The sequence below is a fragment of the Xenorhabdus taiwanensis genome (assembly GCF_036512875.1).
In the GTDB taxonomy this organism is placed as follows: Bacteria; Pseudomonadota; Gammaproteobacteria; order Enterobacterales; family Enterobacteriaceae; genus Xenorhabdus; species Xenorhabdus taiwanensis.
The window spans coordinates 192,068-213,005 of the sequence record NZ_AP028978.1 but is presented as its reverse complement, the minus strand read 5'-3'; the positions used below and the strand labels follow the sequence as shown (position 1 = coordinate 213,005).

Annotated in this window: 12 protein-coding genes, 1 tRNA gene and 1 pseudogene; 4 read left to right on the top strand and 10 right to left on the bottom strand. The window is 46.8% G+C overall.

Annotation, left to right across the window (positions count from 1 at the left end; all coding sequences use genetic code 11):
- The first annotated feature begins 46 nt into the window (after nucleotides 1-46).
- The 4 genes from ACE1SE_RS00890 (at nucleotide 47) to ACE1SE_RS00875 (ending at nucleotide 7,626) form a co-directional block, all read left to right on the top strand.
- A complete protein-coding gene (locus ACE1SE_RS00890; protein WP_374052265.1) occupies nucleotides 47-1,717 on the top strand; it encodes a ShlB/FhaC/HecB family hemolysin secretion/activation protein in 1,671 nt (556 codons plus the stop codon).
- Between the two features lie 110 nt (nucleotides 1,718-1,827).
- The gene (locus tag ACE1SE_RS00885) at nucleotides 1,828-6,228 is read left to right on the top strand and encodes a hemagglutinin repeat-containing protein (RefSeq protein WP_374052264.1); all 4,401 of its coding nucleotides are present in this window, start codon (nucleotides 1,828-1,830) and stop codon (nucleotides 6,226-6,228) included.
- Between the two features lie 138 nt (nucleotides 6,229-6,366).
- On the top strand, nucleotides 6,367-7,344 hold the full coding sequence (gene yhjD, locus ACE1SE_RS00880) for an inner membrane protein YhjD (RefSeq protein WP_374052263.1): 978 nt from the start codon (nucleotides 6,367-6,369) through the stop codon (nucleotides 7,342-7,344).
- A 75-nt stretch (nucleotides 7,345-7,419) separates the two neighbouring features.
- Entirely contained in the window at nucleotides 7,420-7,626 is a 207-nt protein-coding gene (locus tag ACE1SE_RS00875; RefSeq protein ID WP_045957420.1) for a 2-hydroxymuconate tautomerase family protein, read from the top strand.
- Nucleotides 7,627-7,735: 109 nt separating this feature from the next.
- Here ACE1SE_RS00875 and ACE1SE_RS00870 read toward each other — a convergent pair whose 3' ends face one another.
- The 10 genes and pseudogenes from ACE1SE_RS00870 to glyS form a co-directional block, all read right to left on the bottom strand.
- Entirely contained in the window at nucleotides 7,736-9,880 is a 2,145-nt protein-coding gene (locus tag ACE1SE_RS00870; protein WP_374052262.1) for a phosphocholine-specific phospholipase C, read from the bottom strand.
- Between the two features lie 96 nt (nucleotides 9,881-9,976).
- Complete coding sequence (locus ACE1SE_RS00865) at nucleotides 9,977-11,446, bottom strand: M16 family metallopeptidase (protein WP_374052261.1); 1,470 nt, start codon at nucleotides 11,444-11,446, stop codon at nucleotides 9,977-9,979.
- A gap of 106 nt (nucleotides 11,447-11,552) precedes the next feature.
- A complete protein-coding gene (locus tag ACE1SE_RS00860) occupies nucleotides 11,553-12,260 on the bottom strand; it encodes a HAMP domain-containing protein (RefSeq protein ID WP_374052260.1) in 708 nt (235 codons plus the stop codon).
- A 217-nt stretch (nucleotides 12,261-12,477) separates the two neighbouring features.
- Entirely contained in the window at nucleotides 12,478-13,500 is a 1,023-nt protein-coding gene (dppF, locus tag ACE1SE_RS00855; RefSeq protein ID WP_374053551.1) for a dipeptide ABC transporter ATP-binding subunit DppF, read from the bottom strand.
- A 6-nt stretch (nucleotides 13,501-13,506) separates the two neighbouring features.
- Nucleotides 13,507-14,478 (bottom strand): annotated as a pseudogene (dppD, locus tag ACE1SE_RS00850) (dipeptide ABC transporter ATP-binding protein); the annotation flags it as partial.
- A gap of 12 nt (nucleotides 14,479-14,490) precedes the next feature.
- Nucleotides 14,491-15,393 (bottom strand): dipeptide ABC transporter permease DppC, encoded by a 903-nt coding sequence (dppC, locus tag ACE1SE_RS00845; RefSeq protein WP_374053550.1) that lies wholly within the window; start codon nucleotides 15,391-15,393, stop codon nucleotides 14,491-14,493.
- 9 nt (nucleotides 15,394-15,402) lie between these two features.
- Entirely contained in the window at nucleotides 15,403-16,422 is a 1,020-nt protein-coding gene (gene dppB / locus ACE1SE_RS00840) for a dipeptide ABC transporter permease DppB (RefSeq protein WP_374052259.1), read from the bottom strand.
- Between the two features lie 95 nt (nucleotides 16,423-16,517).
- Entirely contained in the window at nucleotides 16,518-18,128 is a 1,611-nt protein-coding gene (dppA, locus tag ACE1SE_RS00835; protein WP_374052258.1) for a dipeptide ABC transporter periplasmic-binding protein DppA, read from the bottom strand.
- A 478-nt stretch (nucleotides 18,129-18,606) separates the two neighbouring features.
- A tRNA-Pro gene (locus tag ACE1SE_RS00830) sits at nucleotides 18,607-18,683 on the bottom strand.
- 185 nt (nucleotides 18,684-18,868) lie between these two features.
- Nucleotides 18,869-20,938: a glycine--tRNA ligase subunit beta gene (gene glyS / locus ACE1SE_RS00825; RefSeq protein ID WP_374052257.1), complete on the bottom strand. Its 2,070-nt coding sequence runs from the start codon at nucleotides 20,936-20,938 to the stop codon at nucleotides 18,869-18,871.

Genomic DNA, 20,938 nt, shown 5'->3' with positions numbered 1-20,938 from the left:
CCAACACGATACATTTCCCATCAACTATTATCATTTGGGTATTCCCATGATTAAAAGGACGACAATCTTCATCTTATTCTGTACTGCATTTCAGGTGAACGCATCGCCTGATGCGTTTAATCCCGCTTTTCCTACAGATGAAGCAAGAAGAACCTTACAGGATAGTTCGCGGGAAATAGACCAATTAATTGAAGAGCGCCGTCATCAAGGATTGATTAATCGCACAGATAACGTTTCACCACAAACTGTTTCCCCCGTCGTGATGGAAGCACCACCCTGTTTGGCGGTTAATGGGGTTTATCTTCAAGGCATTACCTTACTCTCTTTGAGAGATCTGAATACACTCAGTGCCCTGCCCGATAGCTGTATCACCAGCAATGACATCAACAAGCTGTCAGCGGAACTCACCAACCTCTATATTGCTAAAGGTTATATTACGGCACGGGTACAGTTTATTCCCCCCAACACCAATGGCGAACTGGGGATCAATGTCGTTGAAGGTTTTGTCGAGGCGATAGAAGGAGCTGACCGTTGGGTCAATAGCCAAACACTATTCCCACATTTGACAAATAAACCACTCAACCTGAATCAACTTGATCAAGGGTTGGATCAAGCGAATCGCCTGCAATCAAACAAAACCACTCTCGATATTCTACCAGGTACCGTTAATGGTGGTTCTATCATCAGGCTACACAATCGGCACGCTTCTCCGTGGAGAATAACCACCACAATCGATAATTATGGACAGAAAAGCACAGGAAAATGGATCACGCGATTCAATGCCAGTGTCGATAGCCCATTGGGGTTATCTGACTTTGTTAGCTTCAGCGGCGCCAGTACCGTAGATAAACCCAATACCCAATATAATCGCGCTTATACTCTGCTTTATTCGCTCCCCTATGGAGCCGTAACATTGAGTGGATTCAACAGTTATTCCCAATACACCAGCCATCCCCGTTTACAAATACATTTGGCCAAATTGTACGGGAATTCACAACAAACAGGCATTCGTGCTGATTGGGTTTTTCATCGTAACCAGGCGCAAATTAGTACATTAAACACCCAGTTGGTTTATAAGAATTACACCAACCATTTCCAAGACGCCAAGCTCACCGTCAGTAGCCAGACATTGAGTGTTGTTGAACTGGGTATTAACCACTTACAAATTATCCCTTCAGGGTTGATCTCCCTCAATATGAGTATTGAGCGGGGAACGCCGTGGTTTGGTGCCCAAACCGCTACAGCCAGTCTGAATAAGCAGTTTACCAAAGGGAAATTATCGGCAAATTTACAACAGCGTTTCACACTTTTAGATGTGCCTTACCAATTTAGCAGCCAATTTCATGCCCAATACAGTAAAGATGGGCTACCAGGTGTTGAGTGGCTCAATGTGACCGACCGTAATGCGGTGCGAGGATTCAGCAAAAATGTGTCATCGGCTGATAATGGCTGGTATTTAAGAAATACACTTTCTCATTCAATCCCCATTGCCAAAGGCTCACTTTTATTACGTACCGGCGTGGATATCGGCCAGGTTAAAGGCTATCGCAGTCAGGACGGCTGGAAAAGCAGTGCCGGATTAAGTGCAGGTTTGACACTACGCTATCAGCAACTGTTTGCGGATGTTGAATTCAGCCGCGGTAAATTACTTTCACACCAAAACAGGCACACGGATGAACCTATGCAACTGTTAACCCGCTTCTCTTACACTTTTTAATTTTTTGAACCATTTGATTTTTTTAACCGCAGACAGGTTGTGGGGATTATTAGAACAATGATCCCCCAGCGCGCTGCACATGGCAATAAAGAAGCAAATAAGGAAGTTATATGAAAAATAAAAAATTTAAACTGTCTCCCACCGGAAAACTTGCCGTTTCTATGGCAATTATTCTGGCAACCTGTTCAGTCAGTTTTGCCAATGATATTACGCCTGGTGGAGATGCAGCCCATAGCCCGGATGTTATGCAAGCTGATACCGGTGCAACAGTCGTCAATATCGTTGCGCCTTCCGAATCAGGGTTATCACATAACCAATACCAAGACTTCAACGTCAATCAAATGGGGGCGGTGTTCAATAACTCTCTGGAGAATGGAACATCACAATTGGCAGGGGAATTATCTGCCAACAGTAACCTCAATGGACAAGTTGCCAGTGTGATCTTAAATGAGGTTATTAGCCGTAATCCTTCATTCCTGCTCGGCGAACAGGAAATATTTGGTATCGCCGCCGATTATGTACTGGCAAACCCTAACGGTATCACTTGTAACGGCTGTGGTTTTATCAATACCAATCAGGCGTCATTGGTTGTCGGTAATCCACTGGTGGAAAATGGGATCCTGCAAGGCTTCAACACCTTTGATAACCTGAACGCCCTGAATATCAACAACAATGGCTTATCCCATAATGACGTGCTGAACCTGATTGCACCTAAAATTGACATTAATGGTCAGGTGATCACCTCAAAAAACCTCAATATCACAACAGGGAATAACAAGATTTCGGCCGATGGTCACATCCTGGATATCCAGCAAGCGAATATTGGCGCACTCGACAGCGCCTATTTGGGCAGTATGCGGGCAGGACGCATTCGTCTGCTGAACACGGCGGAAGGGAGCGGAGTCAATTTAAAAGGCAAAATAACCGCTAGTGATGGCATTGATATTGGATCCTACGGCGATGTGAAGTTGGAAGCTGCGGAGCTAAAAGGCGGGGATATCACCTTGAGCGGCAATAATGTGCTGTCCCAAGGACGTCTGAACCAATCTTCATCAGACAAAATGGGTAGTGATAATCACCAAAGCACTTTTAGTGGTATTTATACCGAACAAAAGCAAATCAGTGAATCTGTTGCCCGTACCCAATTGGCAGGCAAGAACATCACGCTGGTGGCCAAACAAAACAACCAAGTGATGGCAACTGATATTGAAGGGGATAATGTCCAATTGACTGGTGCCAACCTGAAACTGGACGGGCAACAACTTCACCAATTTGACCGTAACACCAACAATCAACGGGGATGGGCCTGGCGGTATGATGTCACCAATGAGAGTGAAAAATACCAGTACGAAGGCAATACCATCAACGCTCGTGAAAATGTCCATTTAACCACCAATGAAGGCAATGCTGAAATCCTTGGCAGTAAGATCAAAGCCGGTAACCTGTTGTCCATATCAGCCCAAAAAGATGTGAAGTTGGCGAGTCTGATAGAATCAGAAATGACCTCAGAGAAAGGATATAAAAAGAACCATTCTGCCTCACTGCAAACAGGTGATTGGAATCAGGTCAATACCACACAAAGAAGTACCGGCAACGAATTAAGCGCAGGCGGGATTTTAGGTATCAAAGCAAAGGGAAATGTTGACATTATCGGAACCCACATTGACTCAGGCAAAAACCTGATTATTTCTGCGGGTCAACAAGCCAATATTACTGTGCAATCCCTCACTGATGATCAAATCCTTGCTAAGGATAAAACCTATTGGGGCGGTATTGCGGGTGGCAGCAAAAAAGATAACCGCGATAAATCAGAAACCCATCATATTTCCGAAGTGACGGCAGGCGAGCTCTTGCTGCTGTCTGGTGGAAATGGTGTCAACATTACGGGCAGTACAGTGAAAGCCCAAAAAGGCGCTTATGTTTCAGCCAATGAAGGGCAGTTAACTATCGATAATGCAGTCAGCCATATTTCTAAAGAGGTGGATGAAAGAAAGGGAACCATCTTCAACATCACCAAAAATACTAACCAGGAACACAACAAACAACAAAAATCTTCCGGCAGTCAATTGATTTCTGATGCAGATCTGAAATTACTCAGTAATAAAGACATCAATGTCATTGGCAGTCTGGCCAAAAGTGCTGGCGAATTACAACTGAAGACGTCGGGCAATATCAATATCCTGAATTATGGTGAGAAGAATCAGTATCAACAGGAAAAAACCAACCTTGACTGGCAGTACTACGCCAATGAGATGAAAGATAACCAATATCGTGCTGGTGTGGGTTTTGAACACACAACCGATAAACAGAAAGATGAAAGTACAACGCAACGTCCGTCAGAACTGAATGGTGGTAACCTTAGCGTAAATGCGGGTCAAAATGTTACCGCTACTGGTTCTAAGTTGGTCACAACCCAGGGCGATGCAAAAATTACCGGAAATAACATTGCGTTGCTGGCTGGTGAAAATGGCACATCAACCTCAACCTCACAAGAAAAACTGAGCAGCAGTGTCTTTGTCACTGGCGGTATGGACAAACTCGGTAGTGGTGTCGAAGGAACTTACAACAGCAACGGAAAAGCCGATAGCCGGACAACGGCAGAAGTGACCAAAACCCAAATAACTGGCAACCTTGAGCTGAATGCAATGGGTGAGTTGAAGCAACAGGGTACGGATCATCAAGTGCAAGGTTCTTATCAGACTAATGCCGGCAGTGTTAAAAATGTGGCAACGGCCAATACCGAATCCGGCTCAACCCATCAATTACAGGTAGGTGGCGAGATCAGCGGAACTGCTGATTACAGTGCCACTACCCGCCCTGTAGAAAAAACAGCCAAGGCTGCCGCAGATAAGAAACTGGATGCTTCCATCACGAAGACGGGTTTACCTAATGCCGGTATTGAACTAACCATGAACGGCAACAGCCGTTACACCAATAACCATCAGTCTAATGCTGTAGTGACTACCATCAAGGCAGGCGATGTCAAAGTCACCACGAACGGTGACGTCTATGACCAAGGTACGCAATACCAGGCTAACAAAGGCGGTGTCTCGCTGACTGCTGGCAGCCATACCAGTGAAGCGGCAGCCAACAGCCAAAATTCTCATACTGCTGATACAACTGGCAACGCCAGCTTGCGCGTCTACACCACAACAGGGGCAGATATTTCCGTCAATGGCAAAGGCAGTGGCAGCTATCAGGAAACATCCAACAATAATACCAGCGCAGTAACCAGTGGCATCAATGCTCAAAATGGCGTCAATATCCAGGTGACCAGAGATGCGCGCTACCAAGGTACTTCAATCAATGCAGGCGAAGGTTTAGCCAATGTTAATGCAGGTGGGAATATTCAGTTTAATCAAGCCACTAATCGCAATGAGAAACAAAGCAATGGTTACAATGGGGAGATTTCTCTGACCGTGGGAACCAACCCTGATGGCAAGAATTTCAGTGGCAGCTTAGGTGGTGGTTATAACACCGACAATCAGAGCAACACTACCGCCCAAACCAGCAATATCGCTGGTGGGCAAGGGGTAAATCTGAATGCCGGCAATAATCTGGCGTTACAAGGTGCCAACGTTTCCGGCAAACAGGTAGATTTAACCGCACAGCGTGGGAAAATCGAACTGACTTCGGCTCAGGATACTGTCAACGCCAATGGTTGGAACGCCGGCGCTAAAGCTAAAGGCGGCATGTCCTCTACCGCTCGCAAAGAAGGGGGGGATGGCGCAGCAGGCAATACTTCTGCAACAGGCGATTCGGCTAACAGCATTATCGACAGCAAATATAATATCGGCGGTGAATTGAAATTTGGCGTCAATAACCTGACGCAAACCACACACCATAACGCGCAGGTTTCCGGCGGCAATGTTAACCTGACCAGTGCAGGAGATACCTCGCTTAAAGGCGCCAATGTCGATGCTACCCAGGTAACAGGCAACATCGGTGGCAATTTCAATGTCGAAAGCCGCAAGGACAGCACTCATAGCCTGAATGTGGGTCTGGATGCTGGCCTGGGATATAGCAAAACCGTCAAAGGAGATGCCGCTTCTAAAGAAGCTATTCCTACCGCAGCTAGCGATAACGCTAAAACCGGAGATAAAGCACCCAGTTTGACAGATCAATTGAAAGCCACATTCAAGGGCTTCGATGGCAAACTTAAAGGCAACTACGATACTCTCGATCGAGAAGCTGTAGGTAAGCAAACAACATTAACCGGTACTCAAGGGGTTAATCTGGATGTCTCTGGAACAACCTATTTAGTGGGCAGCAAAATTGATAGCGCACAAGGTGCTGTCTCGCTGAATACCCCGCAAATTAACCAACAATCTGTCGCCGGATACGATAAAGGTCAAAACTTAGGCATTGATATACCAGGTTCCCTCTCAGATCTGGCAGCCTCTGCACAAAAAGATATTTTCTCCGGTAAAGTACCTTTTGTGAAAAATGAGGGCCACGATACTACACTTCCAGCAGTCCACAGTGAAGTTAAAGGTCGTCAATTAGATTGATCATCATGATCAATAGTTGAGCTTCTGTACGGTAGCCATATAAGGTTACCGTACTTCTTCACGCTCCCTGACCAGTTGCCTTTTTTATTTTGCCTGTTACTCTTTTTTCGCATATATATTTTTTCGCTAGAGGATGTAATGCCAGGTAACCATGCCAAAAGGGAACAACTCAATACAGTGAAGGATCTTACACCATTAGAGAAAGGGCTATATAGCAGTAAAAAAGCACTTTCCGTAACCATCCGTATTGGCAATGCCATCCGCCGAATTCCTTTTATTGCCCACTTTATTAGGGCTGCACAACGTTTCAACGACCGAATGGGTAGCCAATTTGGTGCTGCCATCACCTATTTCTCGTTTCTATCCTTAATCCCTATCCTGATGCTCTCTTTTGCCATCGCAGGTTTTGTGCTGGCCTCTAATCCTGACTTACTGGCACGTTTGATCAATGGCATCGCCAACAGCATCAGTGATCCTGCTCTCGCCAACACCCTGAAAAACAGCGTAGACACGGCAATCAACCAAAGAACAACCGTGGGATTGACAGGTCTGGCGATTGCACTTTATTCAGGGATGAACTGGGTTGGTAATTTACGTGAGGCAATACTCGCCCAATCCAGAAATATCTGGGAACGCAATCATGAAGATAAAGAGAAAATTTACTTTCAATATATTCGCGACTTTTTCTCCTTATTCGGTCTGCTATTTGCGTTGGTCATCACCCTTTCGCTGACTTCCATAGCAGGCTCTGCCCAAGCTCTCATCGTCCACGCCCTCGGACTGGAAGGCATAGAATGGCTCCGACCGGCATGGACATCAATTGGCATGACTATTTCTATTTCAGCCAATTATTTGCTATTCCTTTGGATATTGTGGATCTTGCCGCGTCATCGTCCTGAAAGAACAGCGCTGTTTAAAGGCACCCTAATGGCCGCTATCGGATTTGAAGTTATTAAATATATTATGACTATGATGCTGCCACGCCTTGCCAGCTCCCCTTCGGGGGCTGCTTTTGGTTCGGTGATTGGCTTAATGGCATTCTTCTATTTTTTCGCTCGTCTGACACTGTTTTGCGCCGCCTGGATCGCCACTGCGGAAGAGAAGAAGACAAAGTAAATACCTATATATCAATAAATAAGACTTTTTTGCTGTACCCACTTGTCTATAACAAACCAAAAAGGAGTTATTTTTATGCCATTTGTGAACATCAGAATTACCCGTGAAGGCGCCACCGCTGAGCAGAAAAAACAACTGATTGAAGGTGCAACCCAATTGCTGGTTGATGTACTTGGGAAAAACCCAGCAACGACTTTTGTGATCATTGATGAAGTAGAAACAGATAATTGGGGCATTGGGGGTAAAAACGTGACTGAGTTACGGGCTGCCGCGAAGAAATAAATTAATGGTTTCTGAAACCATTAATTATTTAAATCGGGGCGGGTTAAACCGCCCCTTAAAACGATAGATAGAATCCTTTTCCGTTTTTTGCATATCAGGCACGATTATCTTATTCCTTTCCCATCAACGGATCGCTGATGCTGTGCTCACCGTTTTCCAACCTGCCAGCCAAGCGGCGGTGCCATCCTTTCGGGCCCGCCAGTGAAATATCGTACCAGCCACCACTGATGCGGGTGTCAAAAGTCTGGCTGTGACAACTTCCCGCTGGCATTTTAATGCGCCACGGTCCCTGCAATGTATAAGGGCAACGTTTTATGATGATCTCCACCGTTTTGTCACCCGGATTGTTCAGTTCCAGTTGCAAGCAGGTATTATTCATGATTTGACTCACTTCTGGCTGCCGCTGTGTCAGTGAACCACTCAGCGCACGGTGAAAGCCGTTGGGTCCTAGCAACCAAAGATCATAGTTATCTGCCGTCTGCCAGTCATCACTGAGCGACTTACCTGCTTCAACGGTATAACGCCGCGGGATCTCATCCAGATGTAGCTTATCGTAAACGTGGAATACCACACCCTGTTCACCCATGTTGTGAAAGCTTAGTGTCAGTAAACCCTGATCAGGATAAGCCGAGACTTCAACATTAAGTTGGTAAGGCAACGCGCGGGACAGGCGAATCCGTCGCCGTTGATACGGCAATTGCTGCTTTCCAACCTCCGGTAACGGCACTCGTGGTAACGCCTCCTGACTCCAGCGCAGGTTGTCTGCTGTCTGTCGCGTGATGGCAGGCAAACGGGGCACTTCACTGTTAGGATTGACAAAGTTGAACGCTGAAGTGAGATCACCGCACACTGCACGCCGCCAGTCGCTGATATTCGGCTCACGAACCCGGAAGCGTTTTTCCAAAAATTGCAGAACTGAGGTGTGGTCGAATATCTGTGAGTTAACCCAACCCCCGCGACTCCAGGGCGACAGGATCAGCATCGGTACTCTCGGTCCAGGACCATAAATGCGTCCGTCTGGCTGCGGCTGCCACTGTGATCCCTCCGGAGCTACGTGTTGAAAAATTTCGCTGTCGAAGGGTAGCGTGGACTTGCCAGCGAAACTACCATCTTCCCGTCGTGACGGCGCGGAGGGTGAAGGAATGTGGTCAAAGAAACCATCATTCTCATCGAAATTCACCAGCAATACCGTTTTGCTCCACACCTGCGGATCGTTTGTCAGCGCATTGAGGATCTCCTGAATGAACCAGCCACCCTGTACGGGGCAGGAAGGCCCCGGGTGCTCACAATAGGCCGCCGGTGCGACTATCCAGCTTACCTGCGGCAGCCTGCCCTTCTTCACCTCGTCGCGGAATCCGGCCAGTATCGTCTCCAGATCGTCACCACTGGCAGCTGGCAGAGTATTGCCGTTGCCCTTGTACAGTGGAATTTTCTCGTTAAGTTCATCAGTGTAAGGTACAAAGTCGTGGAAACCTTCCGGTGGCTGTGCCGGATTGCCGGCTTCGACGCTGGCGGCACGGTACTGGCGGAAACCGGCCAGCGGGTTATCACCGAAGTTGTCCGGCAGGTATTGATAAATTTTCCAGCTAATGCCGCTTTCTTCCAGTCGTTCCGGGTAAGTTTTCCATGTATACCCTACCTCTGGAGGCCCCGGATAGTCCCATTCGTTGATCACTGCGGCAACATTAGCGGCACTGGGACCGTTGGTGCCGGTCCAGAGGAACAGACGATTGGGGTCGGTTCCTGCATGGATCGAACAATGGTATGCGTCACACAAGGTGAAAGCGTTGGCCAAAGCAAACTGGTACGGCAACTCGGTCTGGCAGTAATAGCCCATTGATGTTGTCGTTTTATGGATTGGCCAGGCACTCATACGGCCATTGTCCCAGGCGGAGTGTTCATCATTCCAGGAATGAGGCGTACCTCCAGCCCGCTGGGCATTACCGTGTCGACTGTCCAGATAATAAGGCAAGACCAGCCGTCCAACTCCTTGCTGCTGCCAAATGCTGCGACCACCGGAGAGTGGAATAGTGATGCGATCGCTAAAGCCACGTACGCCAGGCAACGTGCCGAAATAATGGTCGAAAGAGCGGTTTTCCTGCATCAGGATCACCACATGTTCTACATCATCAATAGTACCAGTACGGTTATTAGCGGGTATGGCCAGAGCCTTGCGAATCGAAGCAGGCAGTAATGAACTCGCTGCTCCGATCGCTGCCGCTTGTAATATCTTTCTGCGGGAAAAATCAGGCATAAGCTATTAACCTCCTGAGACGTGTTTTAAAAAGAGTCTCGAGGGTAATGCCCAAATATTGCAGGAGAATGAAACCAGAGCTCCCGTTTTACCCTCTTACTCCCTGCCGTTTACCGTTTTAGGCTCTTTCGGTTTCTCCGGCTGTGGCCCCGGTCTCATAATTTGGTTAAAGCTATTTTTGATTCGATTAACATCAATCGTCGCTTCACCTTTTGGTTGCACCAGAATAAAAGAGATTTCTTGAGACAACATCTCTTGCAGCTTTTTATTCAAAAGTTGTGGTGTCAGGGAGGATAAAAATGCTTGTCTTAACCGCTGGAATTGTTCAGGGGCAATATCTATCACATTATTTTGCTGTGACAACAGACGTTGGTTTATCAAAATATCGGTATCTGTGCGGGCATACATCGCAAATAGTTGCTGGAGCTGCTCCCGATTCTGAGCATAGAGTTCATCAAATTGTGCTTGCGGCAATCCATTTTCCCGCAATGAGGACAGTTGAGAGGCCAGATAAAGCGTGGATTCCATCAGCTTGTCCGCAGGGGAATCCAGATTTAAGGAGCAGTTCGCCCGCTGGTATAGCACACGGCAATCCAGACCTAATTGCATGTCATCCTGTTTGTCTTTAAGCTCCTGTTGCAGGTAACGGTAAAGCGCTTCACGCGCCAGATCATTTAACCAGTACTGAATCAGAGTTTCCGAATTGTTAATCGGCAACCAGTTCAGATTCCAGGTTAAAGACAAGCGATCCTGTGTGGCCTTATCACTCACGACACCAATTGTTGCTGCTTTCAGTGGCAGCAAGGTAGGAACGGGCACTGCCGTCTGCCGTTTTCCCTCCAATGACGCAAATGCCTGATTAATCCGCTCTGACAGTAACCGGTTGTCAACATGCCCTGCGATATACAGCGTCATCGCATCCGGCGTGTACCATTGATGATAGAAATTTTCGACTTTTTTTACATCGACAGGCATTGATACAGACATTCCAGGATCATGGTTGATAAGCGTAGAATCTTGCAGGCGCATACGCCACACAGGGTCTTGGATATCCGGTGGGAAAGTCGTCACAAGACGTTCATCCCCTTTTATGGCCTGTGCCAGTGTCTCTGGTGTAAATACCGCACCACCAGCAATGTCGGATAACCATATCAATGCATCTTGCAATAGATCGGGACGATTATTTGGCAGGCTTAGACTGTAAAGGGTGAAATCATAGGAAACAATGGCTGGTGGAAAGAGATTTTTAGTATCTATCGCATTGTGCCATAGGTTTTCCAATTTCTGCGATGATAAATCTTTGCTGCTGGATAAGACGATTTTCGGAATCAGGTAGGTATAGCCCCGTTGCTGGTTTTTTTCAGACAATGAGCCAGTCTTTACCAATAACCGCAACTGCACTCTGTCATTAGGCCGCTGCGGTGTTTGCAGGATTTGCCAGCTAAATCCATTTTCAAGTTTGCCTTGTTGCCAGGCAGGATCTGGTTGCAAGGTCTCCGCCTGTGCCAAATAAGTCGTAGCCAGAATCGCACCACCAATAAGATATTCGATTTTGTTGCCCAGCATTCTCACTTACCCCTACCTGTTTAATTTTATCCTGCGAAACCTAAGACAATCAGCTATTCCTAAATATTATCATCAAGAATTAGACCGTTATTCATCTTGTAAGGTTTCATTTTGATGGCGTTTTCTGCTTATTGACCTGGCGATTATAGCCTTTTACCAGCAACCCCAACTCATCATCCTGATGGCTTTTAGGACAAGGTATAGGCCTTGGTGACTGTTCTTCATTCAGTTCCCGCGCAACATTACGCAATGGATGGATGATAATGCGATTTATACACCAGCTTATCGACACCGTAAGAATAAGTGCGAGTAATAAATAAGTGGTCAACATGAGTGCAAGTGTATTCAAAGCAAAACGATACACCCGATTGGAATCAACCTGCAAAATAAGGTGTCCCTGTGATTCTGCTGTTTTCGGCGCAACACCATAAACGTAGAGAGGAATATTGACCTCAACAGGAATACCAAAAACCTTCTTTGCCAGTTCAGGTATGGGACGATGAGTGGCAAAATCCAGGCTCATTACCCGAACATTATCAGGTAATAACACATCAGCTCGTCCCAGAATGCCTGAGGTTTTCAACCCAATCAACAACGTTTTCGCTTTATTGAGATCTGAACTTAACAACGCTTCCGCCAAAGGCGTCTGGATCTGTACAGCCGCATTGTTAAGCTGGCTGATATAGTCATCTTTCCGCTGCTGTAATAGGTGGGATAACTGGATGGTGATGAAAATGGCAATAGTAACCAAAGTGACTCCGGTCACTGCGGCCATCTGTTTAATGGTTAACGAACGTTTGACACGCAATTTCATCTTATCCAAACCAATACCAAACTAATAGTGAAAACTCTGACCAACACATCTTAATAATGTGAGTGAGTATACTTGATTTTACTTGTGGTCGTCTTATTTTGATGAATGGCAATGCAACAGAGAAAATGACCGGGATATAACGGCATCAAATAAAGCGATTGTATAACGTTAACCGCCGTTCAGAGGATGTCAAACGTTATACCGCGGTCAGATACAATTAGGTGGATGGATTTTCATCCTGTTCAACCGCGAAACACGCGATCAATTGTCCGCCATATTGCGTTAACTTAGGCTGGAATTGGGTACACTGGCTAAATGCGCGACGACAACGGGCAGCAAAAGCACACCCTGCCGGCGGATTCATCGGACTTGGCAGCTCTCCCGTCAGCTTAATGCGTTCACGGCGCAGCTCAGGATTCAGGCGCGGGGTCGCTGACAATAACGCCTGTGTGTAAGGATGACGCGGGTTATTGAAAATCATTTCCTTACTGCCTTTTTCAACACAACGTCCCAAATACATCACTATCACTTCATCAGCAATATGTTCGACGACCGAAAGATCATGGGATATAAAGACGTAAGACAATCCCAGCTCCTGCTGCAAATCCATCATTAGGTTCAGAACCTGCGCTCGCACTGAAACATCCAACGCTGAAACGGGTTCATCTGCAATCACTACGTCCGGGTTTAACATTAATCCACGGGCAATGGCGATACGCTGACGCTGACCACCAGAAAACATGTGCGGATAACGTGCATAATGTTCCGGTTTTAGTCCCACTTTCTCCATCATCTGCAAGACTTTCTCCTTGCGTTCGCTCGCAGTCAGTGAAGTATTAATCAGCAATGGCTCTTCCAAAATCTGTCCCACTTTTTTACGTGGATTTAAGGAAGCATAAGGATTTTGAAATACAATCTGGATTTTCTGGCGACGAAGTTTTTCTGCTTCTTTATTTGGCACCAACAGGTCTTGCCCCAGATAATAAAGCTCCCCATCAGTCGGTTTTTCAATCATGGTCAGCAGGCGGCCCAATGTGGATTTTCCACAGCCCGATTCACCGACAACTGCCAGTGTCTTACCTTTTTCCAGTTCAAATGAGACACCATCCAACGCTTTAACCATACGCTCAGGCGAGAATAAGCCTGTTTTCACCGGATAGTACTTCTTCAATTCAGTGGCTTGCAGTAAAGGTGTTATAGCTTTTTCTTGTTCTCTTTCTCTGTTTTGTCGAATGTTCATGCTGTTTGGCCTCCCCTCATCATCCAGTGGCATGTGACATTTAACCTGACGCCCTCTCATTGATTGCAATGACGGCTCCTCCTGACGACAATACGCATTGGCATAGGGACAACGGGGGTTGAGCAAACACCCCATTGGGCGATCATATTTTCCGGGAACAACGCCGGGCAACGATGCCAAACGGGACTTATCCACCGCAAATTCCGGCAATGCCCGCAATAATGCTTGTGTATAAGGATGGCGTGGCGCACGGAAGATTTCCGTTGCCTTGCCAATTTCCACCACCTGTCCGGCATACATCACAATAATATGATGTGCGGCTTCCGCCACCAGTGCCAAATCATGGGTGATCAAGAGTAATGCCATGTTTTCCTGCTGCTGCAATTCCAGCAACAATTCGATGATTTGCGCCTGAATGGTGACATCCAAAGCTGTCGTCGGCTCATCAGCAATCAGGAGTTTTGGGCGACACGCAATAGCCATCGCGATCATCACACGCTGGCTCATCCCTCCCGATAATTGATGCGGATAAACATCCAGACGAGAGACCGGATCGGGGATACCTACCTGGGTCAATAAATCGATTGCCCGCTGATGTCGCGTTTTCCGATTGCCACCCTGATGAACTTTCAAGGCTTCCATAATCTGATAACCGACGGTGTAGCACGGATTCAAACTGGTCATGGGATCTTGGAAAATCATCGCCACTTCCGCACCCACCAACTGACGGCGCTCTTTTTCTGAAATTTTGGTCAGATCACGGCCATCGAACTCCAGTTTTTCTGCCATAACTCGGCCCGGATAATCAATCAGCCCCATAATCGCCAATGAACTGACTGATTTACCTGAGCCGGATTCTCCAACAATGCCGACAACCTCTCCCTGCTCAACACGGTAGCTAATACGGTCAACGGCGCGGAATGGTACATCTTCATCCCCGAAATGCACCGACAATTGGTCTACATTCAATAATGCCATTTCTCAATACCCCTACTGCTTGAGCTTGGGATCAAGGGCATCACGCAACCCGTCCCCCATCAGGTTAAATGCCAGTACCGTCAACAAGATAGCCAGCCCCGGAAAGGTCACAACCCACCACGCACTCTGGGTAAATTGCAAAACATCGGCCAGCATGGTCCCCCATTCCGGCGTCGGTGGCTGTGCTCCCATTCCCAGAAACCCTAAGGCTGCCATATCAAGAATCGCGTTCGAAAACCCTAATGACGCTTGCACAATTAACGGCGCAAGGCAGTTTGGCAGGATATTGATAAACATCTGACGTATAGCTCCCGCCCCCGCTACCTGGGAAGCTGTCACATAATCGCGGTTAACTTCCACCAATACCGCCGCCCTTGTCAGGCGGATATAGTGAGGCAAGGCGACAAAAGTCAGAGCCAATGACGCATTGACAATTGATGGGCCAAAGATCGCCACCAACACCAATGCCAGCAGCAGGCTTGGCAAGGCCAACATAATGTCGACGATACGCATGATAATGGTATCCACCATACCGCCGAAATATCCAGCCAATACCCCCAGAATGATACCCATGATAAGTGACATCACTACGACCAGACAGCCAACCAATAATGACAGGCGTGCCCCATACATTAGGCGGGACAGAATATCGCGCCCAATATCATCGGTGCCGAGAATAAATTGCCAGCTTCCGCCTTCCTGCCATACCGGAGGCATCAGCAAGGAATCACGGAACTGTTCTGCCGGACCGTACGGCGCTAGTACCCCCGCCAATAACGCAATCAGCAGCATCAGGACAATATAGACAAGGCCAATCACCGCACCTTTATTACGTTTAAAGTAGTGCCAAAATTCCTGTATCGGCGTCATTAATTTCGGTGCACCCGATACTACAGGCTCAATTGTTTGAGTCATCATGTGCTCCTATTTCTTATGGCGAATGCGCGGATTGACAATGCCGTACAACAAATCAACCACCAGATTGACCAGAATAATCATGGTCGCCACCAACAATACTCCTCCCTGTACCACCGGATAGTCACGACGTTGTAAGGCATCAATCAGCCAACGCCCTAATCCTGGCCATGAGAAAATTGTTTCTGTCAAAATGGCACCTGCCAACATGATGCCCACTTGCAGACCAATCACTGTGACTACGGGTAATAAAGCATTACGCAATGCATGAACGATAATGACGCGAATACGGCTCAACCCTTTTGCCCGAGCAGTACGGATATAATCTTCGCCCAGCACTTCCAGCATGGAAGAGCGTGTCATGCGCACGATGACGGCTAACGGGATCGTTCCCAGCACAATGGCAGGCAGGATCATGTGCATGACAGCATCAATGAAATCACCCTTTTCGCCCCAAATTAGCGTATCGATCAGCATAAAACCCGTTAGGGGATTGCTGTCATCAATAAACACACTATCACCGATTCGGCCAGAAACAGGGGTCAAGTTCCAGTGAACGGAGACCAGCATGATCAGCATGATCCCCCACCAGAAAATGGGCATGGAGTAGCCAGTCAATGACAAACCAATCGCTGTGTGATCAAAGACAGAACCCCGTTTGACTGCCGCCAATACACCGACTGGAATACCGACAGCGATAGCAAATAACATGGCACAGATACCCAGTTCGAAAGTCGCTTTAAAACGTGGAACAAACTCATCCCACACAGGAATGCGACTTTTCAACGAGATCCCCAAATCACCATGCAATACGCCATTGATATAATGAAAATATTGCTCCCAGAGAGGTTTATCCAACCCCATTTCAGCCATTAATTGGGCATGACGCTCAGCAGAAATACCACGCTCTCCCGCCATAATCAGCACGGGATCACCGGGTATCATGTGCACAAACGCGAAAGTCAGCAGCGTAATACCAATAAACGTCGGGATCACTAACCCTAGACGTCGGAGGATAAATTGCAGCATATCCTGAGTTCCCTTTTTAAATACCTCAGAGAAGCGAAACCACCCCCACAGAAAGCTCTGGGGGATGGTTAATCACAACAGCTCAACAGCAAGAATTATTTGAGATCAACGTTGTAAAAGTGATGCTTACTAAAAGGATCGACCACATAACCCTTCACTTCTTTACGAATGGGTTCATAAACCGTAGAGTGGGCAATGATCAAGGCGGGTACTTGTTCATGCATAACAACTTGTGCTTGTTTATAAAGCTCGGTGCGCTTGTTGATATCTGCGGTTTGACGTGCTGGCTGGATAATGTCTTCAAATGGCTTGTAACACCATTTGGAATAGTTAGAGCCTTTCTCTTTAGCTGCACAACTAAACAGAGTTGCGAAGAAGTTATCAGGATCGCCATTATCTCCTGTCCATCCCATCATCACGGTCTTCGGTTCACCATCTTTGGCTCGTTTCAGGTATTCACCCCATTCATAGCTGACAATCTTGGCCTTAACACCAATTTTCGCCCAGTCAGCCTGAATCATTTCCGCCATGCGACGAGCATTCGGGTTATACGGACGCTGTACTGGCATTGCCCACAGATCGGTTTCGAAACCATTCGGGAAGCCGGCTTCTTTCAACAGTTCCTTAGCTTTGGCAGGATCATAGGAGTAATCTTTGATATCGGTGTTATAACCCCACATTGTAGGTGGGATAAGATTTTTCGCTTTCTGCCCTGCACCCTGATATACAGCCTCAATGATGGCGTCTTTGTTCACCGCCATAGCCAGTGCCTGACGCACTTTCACATTATCCAGTGGCGGCTTAGTGACATTGAAAGAGAGGTAACCCACGTTCAAGCCAGCCTGTTCCATCAAGGTAATATTTTTATCCTGCTTCATGCGGGAGATATCCGCAGGGTTTGGATACGGCATAACCTGACATTCATTTTTCTGCAATTTTGCATAACGCACAGAAGCATCAGGCGTAATAGAAAAGACTAAGCGGTCGATTTTTGCTGGCCCTTCCCAATAATCTTTAAAGGCCTTATAGAGAATCCGTGAATCTTTCTGGTATTGCACTAGCTGGAATGGGCCGGTTCCAATTGGATTCAGGTCAACTTTCTCCGGTGTTCCTGCCTTCATCATCACATCAGCATATTCCCCTGACATGATAGACGCAAAATCCATCGCCAGATTGGCTATGAAAGGAGCTTCAGGGCGTGACAGCACAAAGCGAACGGTATAATCATCGACTTTTTCTATTTTGCTGATGATATTCCCCATATCCATACCAATAAAATATTCGTAGCTGCCGCCCGAAACCTGATGGTATGGATGATTTTTATCTTTCTGGCGCATAAACGTAAAAATCACATCATCAGCATTAAAATCACGGGTAGGTTTGAATTCCTTACTGCTATGCCACTTCACCCCCTTGCGCAAATGGAAGGTATAAACCCTACCGTCGTCACTCACGTCCCAACGTTCAGCAAGACTGGGAATGATCTCTGTTGTACCTAACTTAAAATCCACCAAACGGTTATAGATCGGGACTGAACTGGCATCATAAGTTGTACCAGAAGTGAATAACTGTGGGTTAAAGCCTTCAGGAGACCCTTCAGAGCAGTAGACCAACGTTTTGGCCTGAATACTGGCTGTAACAGCCAATGCGACAAGACCGACACCCAGTTTTAACAAACCAGACTGTTTTTTCTTGGAAATTGTCATTACTTGAACCCCGTTTGTGATGTTTAGCTTGTTTTATTATTTTTCGCTTATCAATTAATCAATTGTTATGCCTGACGTCAACATCATCACACACAACACCGGAAACATAAGAAAAACACAAAAGAAAAGAATTATTAACAACCATGGTTAAAAAATATGACATAAAGCACACAGAATAGACAAATCAACTAAATATTAAGCAAGAAGAAAGAATTAATCTCTGGTGATGATAATTTTGAATTTGTGACCACATGCTTAAACAATGAGCATTATGGCTTATGGAAAAGGCAGGAATATATAAGATGAGAATATGATCTAATCAGGAGGATTCAACGATGATGTCAGCAGCATAGATGAAGGATTTTTCTAAGCTTGCTGCAATATACAAGAAATGTTTATAAGGTTTTTATGGAAAGGCTTTTATTTGGTTGTCTGATATATAAAAAACCCCGCTCATAAGAGCGGGGTTTCTGAATGCTGGTCGGCGAGAGAGGATTCGAACCTCCGACCCACTGGTCCCAAACCAGTTGCGCTACCAAGCTGCGCTACTCGCCGAAAACGAAGCGCATCTTACTGCCAGAGTCATGAACCGTCAATACCTTTTTAAAGATAAGCAATTATTTGGCGATAAACCATCCAAAATGACTGTTATAGGCGATATTACAGATAACAAAAAGCCCTACCCCAAAAGGTAAGGCTTTTCGATTAAACTGATTGACGCTAATCCAATCAATCAGAAATTACTGGAGCAGTGAAATATCTGCGACACGCAAGAACAGGTCACGCAATTCACTTAACAGCGTCAAGCGATTGACCCTGACTTGATTATCTTCATCCATAACCATCACATTGTCGAAGAACGCATCCACCACTTCACGCAGGGAAGCCAGCTCAACCAGCGCATCCTGATAGTTACCTTCGGCAAACAAAGGAGCCAGTTTTTCTTTCAACACCACAAGGTGTGTCGCCAGTTGGATCTCTTCTGCTGCTTTCAATACGGAAGCAAGAACAGTGTCATTCAACTGTTCTTCTGATTTCGCCAGAATGTTGGAAACGCGTTTATTGGCCGCAGCCAAAGAAACGGCAGCATCCAGGGTGCGGAAATGCGTAACCGCTTTCATGCGGGCATCAAAGTCTGCCGGTTGAGTCGGACGACGTGCCAGTACCGCCTGAATAGTATCAACACTATAACCCAGTTCTTGATACCAAGCGCGGAAACGACCGAGCATAAACTCAACCACATCATCCACCGCTTTTTCGTTGGTCAGCTTGTCACCATACAGACGTACTGCTTCTTCTGCCAACGTCTGGAGGTCAAGAGGCAATTTTTTCTCAACGATAATGCGCAGAACACCCAATGCCGCACGGCGCAGAGCAAATGGGTCTTTATCCCCTTTCGGATGCTGGCCAATCCCGAAGATCCCAGCCAAAGTATCCATTTTATCGGCAATAGCAACAGCACAGGAAATCCCCGTTGATGGCAATGCATCACCAGAAAAACGTGGCTGATACTGCTCATTTAGTGCCAGTGCCACATCTTCAGCTTCCCCATCATGACGCGCATAGTGCATCCCCATCACGCCTTGCGTATCGGTGAATTCAAACACCATATTGGTCATCAGGTCACATTTGGACAATAGACCTGCACGAGTCGCATGATTGACATCTGCACCGATTTTTTCCGCAATCCAGCCAGACAGAGCCTGAATACGATCAGTTTTGTCACGCAAAGTGCCCAACTGTTTCTGGAACAGGACGGTTTCTAAACGAGGCAGGTTGTCTTCCAAACGTTGTTTACGGTCAGTCTTGAAGAAGAATTCTGCATCCGCCAGACGTGGGCGAACAACTTTTTCGTTACCTGAAATAATTTGCTGAGGATCAGAAGATTCAATATTGGTGACAAAGATAAAGTTCGCCATCAATTTGCCGGCCTTATCGTAAACCGGAAAATATTTCTGGTCACCTTTCATGGTATAAACCAGCGCTTCAGCAGGAACTTGCAGGAATTTTTCTTCGAATTTCGCCGTCAGTACAACAGGCCATTCCACCAGAGAAGCCACTTCTTCCAACAAACTGTCGCTCAGATCTGCAACTCCACCAAGCTGCATTGCGGCTTGTTCTGCATCACGCTTAATCATCGCCTTACGAGCTTCATAATCTGCGATAACCCGACCACGCTCCTGCAAAATAGCTGGATACTGTTCTGCTTTCTCAATGGTAAATTCCGCCTCACCCATAAAGCGGTGACCACGAATAATGCGATCCGATTGAATACCCAGAATTTCGCCTTCAACCACTTCGCTATCCAGCAACATAGTGACCGTATGAACCGGACGAACAAACTGAGTCTGCTTATCGCCCCAACGCATCAGCTTAGGGATTGGCAACTTACTCAGAGAACTGCTCACCATATCCGCCAGAAGCGCTTTTGCTTCGCGGCCTTTGACCTGGGCACGATAGAGCAGCCATTCTCCTTTGTCTGTTACCATGCGTTCAGCCTGATCAACGGTGATACCGCAACCCCGCGCCCAACCTTCTGCGGCTTTAGTTGGTTTACCTTCTGCATCGAACGCCTGAGCAATCGCAGGGCCACGCTTTTCAACTTCACGATCAGCCTGTGCTGCCGCCAAATTTGCTACTTTCAGTGCCAGACGGCGAGGAGCCGCAAACCAACTCACTTCACCATGACCCAGATTGGCGTTATTCAGTTCGGCCTCAAAATTGGCCGCAAAGGATTCAGCCAATGAACGCAGCGCCTTTGGTGGCAACTCCTCTGTGCCGATTTCCACAAGGAAAGTCTGTTGAATCAT